We start from the raw sequence: 12,471 nt of genomic DNA on the forward strand, positions 1-12,471 counted from the left end.
GTACACAAATCTTTTTAATTACAGCCTTCTGCTTTATAAAGAATCAATAAATTTAATTGCTGGTGATGTTCTTATATAACAACAAAATTTTATCTTTTAACATTAATTTTTGTTTCTTCAACTGTTTGATTTTAGTATCATCATGCAAATGTGAAAATGCAGCATTTATTAGTCTTTGTAAATCATCATGTTTTTTTTGTAAGCTTTGTATATGATTATTGATATTCATTTTTAAACTCCATAATCAGTTAAAAACTAGGATTTCTATAAGGTCAACTTTATAAAACCAAATACTATTTTAATACAATATAATATGCTTTAAAAGGAAAAAATATAACTATGACTGCTAATAATAAAAAAAAATTGCTTGTGGCAATCTCTGGAGCTTCTGGAGCCATATATGGTATAAGGTTACTTGAGATTTTACGGCAGTTAAACATTGAAAGTCATTTAATTATCTCAAAATCTGCCCATTTGACTATACTACATGAAACAGATTACTCTATACAACAAGTACAAGAGCTAGCAGATTATTATTATAATCTTTCTGATATTGGTTGTAGGATTGCTTGTGGTTCTTTTAGGACATTTGGTATGATCATAGCTCCATGTAGCATGAAAACTCTCGCCTCAGTTGCTTGCAGCATTGAGGATAATTTAATTAGTAGAGCAGCAGGTGTTATACTGAAAGAACAAAGAAAATTAGTCTTAATGATTAGAGAAACTCCTTTACATAGGGGGCATTTAGAGAATATGTTGAAAGTAACGAGTTATGGCGGGATAATTGCTCCTCCAGTGCCGGCTTTTTATAACTTACCAGAAACCTTGGATGATATAATAAATCACTCAATTACTCGAGTGCTTGATATTTTTGACATTGATGCTGGTTTAATAAAACGTTGGGATGGGTTAAAATAACCTATTAGTGTTTGAGAAATATATGCTATAATTTAAGGTTCTGTGAAGTTTTCTAAATTAGAAACCTTCACAGAACCTAGTGACGTTTTGAGGGTTAACAATGCAACAAAGTTTTAAAAAACTATTACAAGGCTATCAAGTCTTTAGAAAAAAATATGCTGATGGTAATAAATCTATCATGCATAGTCTATCTCGTGATGGTCAACAACCAAAGATTATGGTAGTTGCTTGTTGTGATTCTCGAGTAGATCCAGCGTTAATATTGCAATGTGATCCAGGAGATTTATTTGTTGTCCGTAATTTAGCAAATATTGTTCCACCTTATGAAAAAGATGCCTCTCATCACGGTACGAGTGCTGCCTTAGAATTTGGAGTTTGTTTTTTGAGAGTTAAACACTTAATTATATTGGGGCATAGCCAATGTGGAGGAATTCAGACATTATTAAATAGTGATGATTCACAGCAAAATGATTTTATAACTAACTGGGTTTCTCTAATAAAAACCCCTAATTTTAGACAATATAATGCTGATGATTATACAAAATTAGCACTTAAACAATCATATCAAAATTGTATGATGTTTCCATGGATCAATGAACAAGTGAACAGAAAAGAACTGGTTATTCATTTATGGTTTTTTGACATAAAAACAGGGCAAATTTTTACTTATGCTGATAAACAAAGCTCATATATACCCCTTGCATAAGGTATAAGGTTCACAGTTTTTCTGCTATTTTCTTATGATGAATAAAAAATCCGCTTGCCAAGCGTCTATTAGCTATAAATCGTAATTTATATAACAAAGCCCATTAATTTCTTGAGTTCAATCAGAGTTTTAGCAGCGGTCATTCTAGCTTTATCCGCTCCGTTATATAATGTAGTTATCAAATAATCTTGGTTTTTCATTAACTCTGTATATTTAGCATGAATGGGAGTTAGAGTCGTGATGATAATATCAGCTAGCTCCTCCTTAAATTTGGCAAAACCGGCATTTTGGTACTGATCAACTATTTTGTCAACATTAGTACCAGATAAACTGCAATAAATGTCAATTAAATTGCTAATTTCTGGTCTATTTTGAGGATCATAACTGATTTCCGCTAAATGATCTGTTTTAGCTTTTTTAATTTTTTGGTAAATTTGATCTGGGCTATCATTTAAATTAATACGAGATAAATCAGATGGATCAGATTTACTCATTTTTTTACGACCGTCTTTTAAGCTCATTATTCTTGATGAGCCTTGAATTAATGGTTCAGGTAATTTTAGGACATCCTGATTGAATTTCCTATTGATAATAGCCGCAATATCTCTGGTAAGTTCCAAATGCTGTTTTTGATCATCGCCAACAGGTACTATGTCAGCATTATATAATAATATATCAGCTGCCATCAATACTGGATAAGACAATAATCCTAAGCCAGCATTTTCCTGGTCTTTTCCAGCTTTGTCTTTAAACTGAGTCATACGTTTAAGCCAACCAAGTGGGGTAACGCAATTTAATATCCAAGCAAGTTCCGTATGTTCCTTCACCATACTTTGTGCAAATATGGTAGTTTTCTCTGGCACAAGCCCTGTTGCTATATATATGGCAACAGTTTGCAATATAGAAGAGTTTAGTTCTATGGGTGAGCGATCTATAGTAATAGCATGTAAATCGGCTAAAAAGAACAAGCAATTATACTCATCCTGAATCTTAGACCAATTAACAATTGCTCCGAGATAGTTCCCTAAATGTAGATCCCCAGTCACTTGACATCCGGATAGAGCTGTTTTTTTCATTGAATTTCTCCGAATAGTTACTAATTATAGCTATATATAGTCAATTCAGGAGAAGTTGGTGCTAGGAGCGATGGAGCGACGCCTATAAGTAATAGGCGAGCGACGAGCGACAACGTCACCAACTCCTCATCAATTGACTATAAAAGTAATCTTATACTATATATTTATTATATACTCTGTTATATAATCTATTCATTATTAACAAATGAGTTAACCAACTATGTTTTGGCGTCTAAGAGTATTAACATTTTATGCACTACTTGCTATATTTACCATTACATTCTTCCTTATATGTTACATACCCGTAACATTTTTCAATGTCAACTATTATATACGATACAGGATAGGGTTTATTTTTTCTCATGTATTTATTTGGCTGGTTAAAATCTTTTGTGGTTTAAAATACCAAGTTGTTGGTCTAGACAAATTACCTTCATCTCCTTCCATAGTATTGTCTAATCACCAATCATGCTGGGAACAAATATTTGTACAATTAATTATACCTGAACATTCTTGGGTATTAAAAAAAGAGTTATTTAATATCCCGTTATTCGGCTGGGGGTTGAAAATGGTTAAGCCAATTGCTGTAGACCGTAACGCTAATATCTCGGTTGGTCAAATTTTAAGAGAAGGACAGGAAAAGATAAAAAGTGGTTTATGGTTGGTTATCTTTCCTGAATCTACCAGATTTAAACCAGAACAAAACGCTAAATTTAAACCTAGTGCAGTAAAATTAGCTTCATTGGCAAAAGTACCGATAGTGATGATGGCACACAATGCAGGGGTATATTGGCCAAGGGGCTTTTGGGTTAAGAAACCAGGGATAATTCAAGTAAAGATAATTGATGTTATCTCGGTAGAGGAAATAGAACAATCTGATGTTAGAGACCTTACTGAAAAGATAGAACAGGTGATTAATACCGAAAAGCAAATATTATTTGAACAAACTCATAAAAATAAACATGACCGTTCACAAATTTTTAAGAAAGTTGATTAATTAATTTCTGGCAAGGTAAACGTTCACGAAAAAGAGTTAAATACAAGACGTTATTGCTAGGCTCTTATATCACATTTTCAAGATATAAGAGCCTAGTTAACGGTAGTTTCAAAGATTATTTTCAGCAAATTGCCAATTAATCATATGCTCTATATAAACTGAAATATAGTCCGGACGCTTATTACGATAATCTATATAGTAGGCATGTTCCCAAACATCACAATTAAGCAAAGGTTTCATAGACTTAGTAATAGGCGTTTCAGCATTACTAGTCTTTACTATCTGTAATTTACCATTATTAGAGACTAACCATGCCCAACCGCTAGCAAACTGGCTTATTGCCGCTTGCTTAAATTCAGTAGCAAAATTCTCATAACTACCAAAATCTTTATTTATCTGCTCTAACATCATACCAGTAGGTTTCCCACCACCTGAAGGCTTAATAGAATGCCAAAAGAAACTATGGTTCCATATTTGTGCAGCATTATTAAATATGGCTGCTTCATCTGGCTTGGTACTTGCGTAAATTATTAACTCCTCCAAACTCTTCTTTTGTAATTCCTGATTATTTTGCAACAAATTATTCAAGTTAGTTACATATGCTTGATGGTGTTTCCCATGATGGTAATCAAACGTTTCAGGGGAAAAATGTGGCACAAAATCACCTTTACCATAAGGCAATTCCGGCAAAACAAAAGGATAGGATTTTTGGTTAGATTGGTTGCAATATATCATAATTTCCTCACGTTTAGTATATAGTCAATTGATGAGAAGTTGGGGACGTTGTCACTCGTCGCTCGCCTATTACTTATAGGCGTCGCTCCATCGCTCCTAGCCCCAAATTCTCTTGAATTGACTATAAAAGGCTTACATTTTCAGTATAGCCTGTTTTAAAATCAATGTTCTTTATAATTTTTAGTATAGCACAAAATTTTCCAGTACTAAGAGATAGATTTAAAAAAATTAAAATTTTTTTCAAATCAATAGATTTAGGTATAGTCAATTAACCTGAATTAGTGCCGAATAAGCACCCATCGTGCTGTCATTGTGAGGAGGCATAGCTAACCAAGCAATTGTAAGTTATAAGTATGGAAATATGTAAATTGTAATGAACTATTGACCCCTTTAAAGGAAAAATTGTAATGAAAATTGCCCCCTAGGTTTGTTGACAAAATTTTTAACGTAACCATATTAAAGCTCCAATGAAATTTAGAAAGGCTAAAAAGGCTCTGTCCAAAAAACTGTGTAAATTTCCAAAAAAATATAATAATTTAGAGAAAATTATTATTAATCATCGAGGAATCAAATCAATCATTCATCTTCTGTATCGGTATGTCTTGCTATTAGCTCTTCTGTTGATTTACGGCAAAAACCACGCTCCTCTGCTTCTTTTTTATACCATTCCAGATATTCCCGGGTATTAATATCCATTTGTTCAATTACCCTTTTAGCTAAAGTAAGGTGGTCCCCTTTGTCTAGACAAAAATTTAGATAAATAGAGATATAATTCACAAAAATTAAATTGTTGTTTTTATACAATATTTTTTTCAAAATATACACATTCTGGAGTTTTATAATCCAAATCTTGATGCATCCTTTGTCTATTATAAAAGTCCATATATTCGTTAATTGCTGTCTTTGCCTCCTTTACTGTTGTTAAAATAATCCGATAAATTTTTTCCTGTTTTAATGATCGCCAAAAACGTTCAATAAAAATATTATCTAAGGCTCGTCCCTTACCATCCATACTAATCAATATATTATGTAGCTTTAGCATACTAATAAAATTCTCCGAGGTAAATTGTACTCCTTGAGCAGTATTAAATATTTTTGGCATACCATATTTTTCTATAGCGTCTTCAAGGGCTGTTACACAAAATTCACTTTCCAAACTAATGGAGATTCGCCAACTTAGAATATAACGACTATACCAGTCAATAATAGCTACTAAATATACGAACCCTTGGCTCAGTCTTATATACGTTATATCTGCACTACAAACCTGGTTTGGCAATACTATTTCTAATCCTTTTAGTAAATAAGGATATATTTTATGTGCCTGATTCCTCTTGCTTAAATTTATTTTAGGATAAACAGCTTCAAGACCCATTATCTTGTAGTAACGTCTAACAGCTTTACGACCTACCGAAAAACCTTGGGCTTGTAAATATTTAGCCATCCGCCGCATACCATAATATGGATGCATAGTATAGGTCTCATCAATTATTGCCATAATCTTGATATCTTGTTCACTAATACCAGTAGGTTGATAGTAATAGGTTGACCTGCTAATATCCAATAACTTACACTGTTGTACAATTGTTAACTTATTATGATTAGGCTCTATCATATTACACCTAACCTTTAATTCCAAACAATGCAGATTTTTTTTTGAGCCAGTCACACTCAACGCTTAACTGACCAATTTGCTCATATAGATTCTTGATTAACCCCTGCTGATTTGGGTCAGCACTCTGTGTTTTATTCTTAAAACCTTGTACTAACAACTCAAGACCTTGTTTTTTCCAGTTACTTATCTGTGTTGCATGAACACCATACTTACTGGTTATCTGGGCTATTGTTAGCTCTCCCTTAATTGCTTCTATGACAATTTTGGCTTTCTCCTCAGCACTATATTGCCTTACTTGTTTTTTCATCTCTAGCTCTCCTTGTTTGCTAAAGAATTCTATCTCATTTTTCTTATTTTTCTGTCCAAAATATTGGAACCATTATAGGTCGTAGTAAAGGTGGTTTATCAACTAAAATTCATGCAACTGTTGATGCTTTAGGAAATCCGACAGCTTTTTATTTAACCCCTGGTCAGTCGCATGATTTACAAGGTTCTGATGCTTTAATGGAAACTTTGACAAAAGCGGATACCGTAATTGCAGATAAGGCTTATGATGCTGAGGCAAGAATGAGGAATAAGATAAAAGATAAGAATTGCACTCCTGTAATTCCATCCAAGAAGAATCGTAAATTTCCTGTAGAATATGATGTAGAGCTTTATAAGTATCGTCATTTAATTGAAAATTTCTTTGCAAAACTTAAACAATCTCGAGGCATTGCTACGCGTTATGATAAACTAGCTCAGAATTTTCTGGGAGCAATTTATTTGGCTTCTTCTGTAATATTACTTAATTGATGACACGCCCTAGTAAATATGGCATATTTCTACCTATTAATTTGGTAAAATGTTGGTAACTAACAAGCTTAAAATCTTCTTGATGGTCATGCATAATTGCCTCTTGGTAATAATGTTTAAAACAGTCGTAGCAAGAATCATAGTAACCAAGTAATATTGTTAGCACTTCACTTGTGGATAAATAATTACTTATACCTGGTTTAGCTATGCTACTATTAATTGCAGGAAAGTTATTTGACAAACTTTTTATAAAATCATCGACAAAACAATAAATTGTAGTAAAATCTTTTTTCATAGGTTATTTTTTATTATTGGAAATCATAAAATAACCTATACTCCTCTTAAAGTCTACCTTCTACACTTACATTAATTGGCAACTCGCGTTAACTAGAGAAGAATTTTTTTCTAAGAAAGCTCAATTAAAGGAAAGACAATATGAATTAATTGAATTAATTAAGAGTTATGACAAAGTAGATGATAAGCTTTCTAAAAAGCTTGCAGACCTTATAAGTATCAGCAAAAACGCCTATGAAACTTTTAAAGGTTCGACAATTGCTGAAAAAAGGGAATTATTAAATTTTATATTTTCGAACCTAACACTCGAGGGTTGTAAGTTGCATTACGTTCTGGCTTTTCCATTCACAGAAATGCAAAAAGTAGCAAGTTGTGCCGATTGGCGGATAGGGTGGGATTCGAACCCACGGTACGGTTGCCCGTACGCTAGTTTTCAAGACTAGATCCTTAAACCACTCGGACACCTATCCAAGGTAATACATATCAGATAAACTGAATAAGTTCAAGTATAAATATTTATATAATATAATTTGAGATAAGTTAAATTAGACTTCCTGCAAAGAAATATCAACATTCTAATTTAATCAGTTAACGATTTTGCTATTAGACAATATAAATTATTGTAAGAAAACTTGAATATTTTTTAACTGACGTTTATACTGTCCCCATCATGCATTTATTAATACTATTCCCATCATTTTATAAAAATAACTAACTATGATAAATTCACGCTTTTATAAGAAATCTGCCTCTTATAAATTATCAGAAATTATAAAGTTAATAGATGCTGAGATATCATGTTTCACTGACTTGTTAATCCATGATGTTAAGTCTTTAGAAGAGGCTGATGTTGGTGATATAACTTTTTTAAGTAATAGCAAATATATTACCCAATTTCAAAACACTAAAGCTTCATGCTGCATAGTTCCAGAGAATTTTTTACAAGAATCTAACAATGGAACAATATTATTAAAAGTAAAGAATCCGTATTTCTTTTATGCAAAATTAGTGGATTTGTTCTATAGTAAAGCAAAGACTTATCCTAACAAAATTATGCAATCTGCCTATATTTCGGATTCTGCCACTATAGGAAATAATTGTTATATAGGACATAATGTTGTTATTGAAGATCATGTTGTAATAGGTGATAATTGCGTTATAGAATCTGGGACGAGTATAGATTATGGAGTAGTAATAGGTAATAGAGCATTAATATACTCAAATGTTTCAATAAGTTACAGCATAATAGGTGATGATGTGGTAATATTACCTGGAGCAAGAATTGGACAAGATGGTTTCGGTTTTGCAACAGATAAAGGGGTTCACAAGAAAATTTTCCATACAGGTATAGTTAAAATAGGTAATAATGTTGAAATAGGTAGTAATACTACTATTGATAGGGGATCAATAAATGATACTGTGATAGGAGATTTATGTAGAATAGATAACTTAGTGCAGATAGGACATAATGCTATAATAGGAAGGGGGTCGATTATTGTCGCACAAGTAGGTATATCAGGTAGTACTACAATAGGGGCATATTGTGCTCTTGGAGGGCAAGCAGGACTAGCCGGACATATAGTACTGGGTGATAAAGTACAAGTAGCAGCAAAAGCCGGTGTTATAAAAGATGTTGAATCAGGAGTAACAGTTGGTGGATACCCTGCCGTATCGATTAGAGATTGGCATAAACAATCAGTAATTATGAAACAGCTTATAAAAAACGGAATATAGATGAAGATTAATATTATAGAAATAATGGAAATGCTACCTCATCGCTATCCATTTTTATTAATAGATAGGGTGCTAGAATTTAAGCTTAATGAATCAATTGTTGGTATTAAAAATGTTACTGTTAATGAACCACAATTTACTGGTCATTTTCCAACAAGACCAGTAATGCCCGGTGTGTTGATTGTTGAGGCTATGGCTCAGCTTTCTGCTATTTTAGTAGCAAAATCAATGGATTTTACAAAAGATAAGGATATATTCTTTATGTCTATTGAAGAGACAAAATTTCGTAAAATTGTTGAGCCAGGTGATACGTTACATATTTATGCTAAAATAGAGCAAAATAGAGGTTCTGTTTGGAAATTCTCAAGTAATGCTAAAGTTGATGAGCAGATAGTTGCAGAAAGCAAATTTACGGCAATGTTTAAAAATAGGAATTAATGATGGGCTTACTAGCTATACACGCAACTGCCATAGTAGATACAAGAGCTTCAATTGGTAAAAATGTCAGTATAGGTCCCTTTTGTACTATTGGATCAGAGGTGGTTTTGGCAGATAATGTTGAGCTAAAATCACATGTAGTTATAGAGGGGAAAACAAAAATTGGTGCTAATACAGTTATATATCCATTTGCTTCTATTGGTCAACCCCCTCAAATAGTTAAGTATGAGGGAGAAAAGTCAGAGGTTATCATAGGTAGTAATAATACTATTAGAGAATATGTAACTATTCAAGCTGGTAGTAAAGGTGGTGGGATGGTTACCACTGTAGGTAATAATGGTTTATTTATGGTTGGAGTACATATAGCCCATGATTGTATTGTAGGAAATAATGTAATTTTTGCAAATTATGCTAGCCTAGGTGGTCACGTTAAAGTTGGTGATTATGCTATTATAGGAGGACTTGCTGCTGTTCTGCAGTTCGTACGTATAGGACAGCATGCGATGGTAGGTGGTGGGTCTGCAGTGGTGAGAGATTTGATTCCATTTGGGTTAGCTACAAGTGAAAGGGCATTTCTTGAAGGTATAAACTTAGTTGGGATGAAAAGACGTGGCTTTGATAGTCAGGAAACGCTTGATACTATAAAAGCTGTAGATGAGCTTTTTATTAGCGAAGGTATTTTTACTGATAGGATTGAGAAAGTTTTAAAACGATATAAAGGCAATTCTATTGTAGAACAAATTATTTCCTTTGTAAAACAGGATAGTACCAGAGTGTTTTGTCAGCCAAGACAAGTCGATCAAGATAGGGCAAACAGCTAAAATGTTGCAAATATATTCTTCTGTTTTCAAGAATTGGCTTCACAAAATTTGGTGGTATTTACGTACTCACATACAAAGAGTACGATGTACTCGTTTTCCCCTTGCTTTTCGTTCTCATCCTACAAATCCTCTAACTATAAAAAATGTACTTGACCAAAATTTGCCCCTAGCTTTACATTCTAATTTTTCTAACCCTTTGAGTATAGTTGGAATTATAGCAGGAAATGGTTCATTGCCAATTTCACTAGCTGAGAGTTTCATTAAACAAGGAGGACAATGTTATATTGCAGCCTTAGAAGGAGAAGCAGATCCGATATTATATAAGAATCTTACCCACCAATTTTTTAAAATCGGTATGGTTAGACCAATAATTGAATATTTTCGTAAGTATGATATAAAAAATATAATTCTTGCTGGTGGTGTGAAGCGTCCTAATTTGAGATCAATTAAAGTAGATTTAATGGGATCAAGGCTACTTGCTCGCATATTGAAACAAAAATTTTTAGGAGATGATAAACTTCTTAGTATAGTAACAGATTTTCTAGAAGAGAAGGGATTTCAAGTAATTTCTAGTTATGAAATATTGAGTGCAAAGAAGGGTATTATGACCATAATTGTTCCATCAGCAACAGATAATACAGATATTGAGTTAGGAATGAAGCTATTGGATAGTATAGGACATCTTGATGTAGGACAATCAGTAATTGTTGATAATGGATATATTATAGGTATTGAAGCAGCGGAGGGTACAGATAATTTAATAAAAAGATGTTCATATTTACGTAAGAATTCTACAGGTGGGGTACTTATTAAAATGATGAAGAAGGGACAAGATACTAGAATTGATATACCTACAATAGGACCAGAAACAATAAAGAATTTAGCTAATTATGGTTATAAAGGGGTAGCAATACAGAAAGAAAAAGTGATTGTTATTGAGCTAGAAAGAGCTATCGAGCTAGCTAATAAATTTAGGCTTTTTATTATAGAAAAATAAAATATTTATTAGAATGATCTGTGTGGGAATTACTGGTAGTTATGCTTCAGGAAAAACTTTTGTCTTAAATTATTTAGATGATTTAGGATTTATGACTTTTTCTGCTGACGAGTATATTAAGGAACTCTACAAAGAGCTGTCAATACAAAATATAATTCTTAACTTACTGCCTGATCTAAAAATTTTTGATAAAAGAAAAATTGCAGAGCTAATCTATGTTAATGATTTATCAAGAAGCAAATTGCAAAATTTTATTCATCCATTTGTAGTGGAAGGTTTATCTCTTTTTAAGTGGCAAAATAATGATTCAGAAATTACATTTGCTGAGATTCCATTACTTTTTGAAGCCGGATTCGATAAATATTTTGATTTTTATGTTACAACATTCTGCTCAGAAGAATCTAGGTTAAAACGTGCAATGTCTAGAGAAGGGTTTAGCTTAACAACTTACAATAAGATTGCACAAATTCAATTGTCACAACAAATTAAAATAGCAAAAGCAGATTTTGTTATTAATACTGATGTTAATATAGTAGATTTAGATAAACAAATAACTCAACTAATACAAAAATTAAAATGCCGCAATTAAGAGAAGTAATTTTAGATACTGAGACAACTGGCTTAGATCCCAAAAGTGGTCATAGGATCGTTGAGATTGGGGCTATTGAAATGGTTAATAAAGTTTTAACCGGTAAACAATTTCATTTTTATATCAATCCACAACGAGATATGCCAACAGAAGCTTATCGAATACATGGTATATCAGGAGAGTTCTTAAAAGATAAACCACTCTTTGCAGAAATTGCCGAGGAGTTTTTAGCATTTATTAGTAACAGCCAGCTTGTTATACATAATGCAACATTTGATATTAAGTTTATTAATTATGAGTTGTCTCTGCTCAAAAGACCTAATACAGATTTTTTAGAACTTGCTAGTACTATTGATACTCTTGCTTTGGCTCGCAAGATGTTCCCTGGAATGAAGGCTAATCTTGACTCATTATGTAAAAGATATAAAATTGACAATTCTTCGCGTAAGTTGCATGGAGCCCTTAAAGATGCGGCATTACTGGCAGAAGTTTATGTTGAGCTTACTGGAGGTAGGCAGATAAGTTTTAACATTAATAGTAAAAAGGTACAAAATACAGATGAGCTGTTGGTTAGAACTACTATGGCAAATAAAAATAATACTATAGTTATCAAACCAACTAAGGAAGAATTACAAAAACATAAAGAATTTTTGTCAAAAATTCTTTCCCCTATGTGGTTGTAGAATTATATAACATCAACTAATTACTTGCAGGGGGTTAACTCCTTAAAAATCCATCTGCAAGTTGTAGCAGAAA

General features: G+C 32.6%; 17 protein-coding genes and 1 tRNA gene. 10 read left to right on the top strand and 8 right to left on the bottom strand.

Annotation, left to right across the window (positions count from 1 at the left end; genetic code table 11):
- Positions 1-52: 52 nt before the first annotated feature.
- A complete protein-coding gene (locus tag ACFELW_RS03780) occupies positions 53-229 on the bottom strand; it encodes a DUF465 domain-containing protein (RefSeq protein ID WP_341759195.1) in 177 nt (58 codons plus the stop codon).
- Positions 230-339: 110 nt separating this feature from the next.
- Between ACFELW_RS03780 and ACFELW_RS03785 the strand changes: the two genes are divergently transcribed.
- Together ACFELW_RS03785 and ACFELW_RS03790 are read left to right on the top strand one after the other, a co-directional pair.
- Positions 340-918 (top strand): UbiX family flavin prenyltransferase, encoded by a 579-nt coding sequence (locus ACFELW_RS03785; RefSeq protein ID WP_094648801.1) that lies wholly within the window; start codon positions 340-342, stop codon positions 916-918.
- 100 nt (positions 919-1,018) lie between these two features.
- Positions 1,019-1,624 carry a carbonic anhydrase gene (locus tag ACFELW_RS03790; protein WP_375329676.1) on the top strand — a complete coding sequence of 202 codons (606 nt, stop codon included), beginning with the start codon at positions 1,019-1,021 and terminating at the stop codon, positions 1,622-1,624.
- A gap of 86 nt (positions 1,625-1,710) precedes the next feature.
- On the opposite strand, the gene trpS is transcribed toward ACFELW_RS03790, so the two are convergent.
- Positions 1,711-2,700 carry a tryptophan--tRNA ligase gene (gene trpS / locus ACFELW_RS03795; protein WP_341759193.1) on the bottom strand — a complete coding sequence of 330 codons (990 nt, stop codon included), beginning with the start codon at positions 2,698-2,700 and terminating at the stop codon, positions 1,711-1,713.
- A gap of 220 nt (positions 2,701-2,920) precedes the next feature.
- On the opposite strand from trpS, the gene ACFELW_RS03805 reads away from it, so the two are divergent.
- On the top strand, positions 2,921-3,697 hold the full coding sequence (locus ACFELW_RS03805; RefSeq protein WP_410521653.1) for a lysophospholipid acyltransferase family protein: 777 nt from the start codon (positions 2,921-2,923) through the stop codon (positions 3,695-3,697).
- A gap of 108 nt (positions 3,698-3,805) precedes the next feature.
- Here the strand turns inward: ACFELW_RS03805 and ACFELW_RS03810 are convergent, their stop codons facing one another.
- The 4 genes from ACFELW_RS03810 to ACFELW_RS03830 all read right to left on the bottom strand — a co-directional run bounded on the left by ACFELW_RS03810 (position 3,806) and on the right by ACFELW_RS03830 (position 6,354).
- The gene (locus ACFELW_RS03810; RefSeq protein WP_375329677.1) at positions 3,806-4,432 is read right to left on the bottom strand and encodes a superoxide dismutase; all 627 of its coding nucleotides are present in this window, start codon (positions 4,430-4,432) and stop codon (positions 3,806-3,808) included.
- Between the two features lie 576 nt (positions 4,433-5,008).
- Positions 5,009-5,209 (bottom strand): hypothetical protein, encoded by a 201-nt coding sequence (locus tag ACFELW_RS03820; RefSeq protein ID WP_341759190.1) that lies wholly within the window; start codon positions 5,207-5,209, stop codon positions 5,009-5,011.
- Positions 5,210-5,228: 19 nt separating this feature from the next.
- Positions 5,229-6,047 carry an IS3 family transposase gene (locus ACFELW_RS03825; protein ID WP_375329678.1) on the bottom strand — a complete coding sequence of 273 codons (819 nt, stop codon included), beginning with the start codon at positions 6,045-6,047 and terminating at the stop codon, positions 5,229-5,231.
- Positions 6,048-6,054: 7 nt separating this feature from the next.
- Positions 6,055-6,354 carry a transposase gene (locus tag ACFELW_RS03830; protein ID WP_094649795.1) on the bottom strand — a complete coding sequence of 100 codons (300 nt, stop codon included), beginning with the start codon at positions 6,352-6,354 and terminating at the stop codon, positions 6,055-6,057.
- 74 nt (positions 6,355-6,428) lie between these two features.
- Here ACFELW_RS03830 and ACFELW_RS03835 point away from each other — a divergent pair, with 74 nt between their 5' ends.
- Positions 6,429-6,842 (top strand): IS5 family transposase, encoded by a 414-nt coding sequence (locus ACFELW_RS03835; RefSeq protein ID WP_375330509.1) that lies wholly within the window; start codon positions 6,429-6,431, stop codon positions 6,840-6,842.
- On the opposite strand, the gene ACFELW_RS03840 is transcribed toward ACFELW_RS03835, so the two are convergent.
- Both ACFELW_RS03840 and ACFELW_RS03845 read right to left on the bottom strand, forming a co-directional pair.
- Entirely contained in the window at positions 6,835-7,137 is a 303-nt protein-coding gene (locus tag ACFELW_RS03840) for a hypothetical protein (protein ID WP_375329679.1), read from the bottom strand. The genes ACFELW_RS03835 and ACFELW_RS03840 overlap by 8 nt on opposite strands.
- Before the next feature lie 379 nt (positions 7,138-7,516).
- A tRNA-Ser gene (locus ACFELW_RS03845) sits at positions 7,517-7,606 on the bottom strand.
- 247 nt (positions 7,607-7,853) lie between these two features.
- Between ACFELW_RS03845 and lpxD the strand changes: the two genes are divergently transcribed.
- Genes lpxD through dnaQ form a run of 6 tightly spaced genes read left to right on the top strand, consistent with a single transcriptional unit; the run spans position 7,854 to position 12,398 of the window.
- On the top strand, positions 7,854-8,870 hold the full coding sequence (lpxD, locus tag ACFELW_RS03850) for a UDP-3-O-(3-hydroxymyristoyl)glucosamine N-acyltransferase (protein ID WP_375329680.1): 1,017 nt from the start codon (positions 7,854-7,856) through the stop codon (positions 8,868-8,870).
- Positions 8,871-9,308: a 3-hydroxyacyl-ACP dehydratase FabZ gene (fabZ, locus tag ACFELW_RS03855; protein ID WP_341758977.1), complete on the top strand. Its 438-nt coding sequence runs from the start codon at positions 8,871-8,873 to the stop codon at positions 9,306-9,308.
- 2 nt (positions 9,309-9,310) lie between these two features.
- A complete protein-coding gene (gene lpxA, locus ACFELW_RS03860) occupies positions 9,311-10,129 on the top strand; it encodes an acyl-ACP--UDP-N-acetylglucosamine O-acyltransferase (protein WP_341759871.1) in 819 nt (272 codons plus the stop codon).
- Between the two features lies 1 nt (position 10,130).
- Complete coding sequence (locus ACFELW_RS03865) at positions 10,131-11,126, top strand: LpxI family protein (protein ID WP_375329681.1); 996 nt, start codon at positions 10,131-10,133, stop codon at positions 11,124-11,126.
- 13 nt (positions 11,127-11,139) lie between these two features.
- Positions 11,140-11,715 (top strand): dephospho-CoA kinase, encoded by a 576-nt coding sequence (coaE, locus tag ACFELW_RS03870; protein WP_341758979.1) that lies wholly within the window; start codon positions 11,140-11,142, stop codon positions 11,713-11,715.
- On the top strand, positions 11,703-12,398 hold the full coding sequence (dnaQ, locus tag ACFELW_RS03875) for a DNA polymerase III subunit epsilon (RefSeq protein ID WP_375329682.1): 696 nt from the start codon (positions 11,703-11,705) through the stop codon (positions 12,396-12,398). Before coaE ends, dnaQ begins: the two co-directional genes overlap by 13 nt.
- Positions 12,399-12,471 lie beyond the last annotated feature (73 nt).

It is taken from the genome of Candidatus Tisiphia endosymbiont of Nemotelus uliginosus, from assembly GCF_964264755.1.
In the GTDB taxonomy this organism is placed as follows: Bacteria; Pseudomonadota; Alphaproteobacteria; order Rickettsiales; family Rickettsiaceae; genus Tisiphia.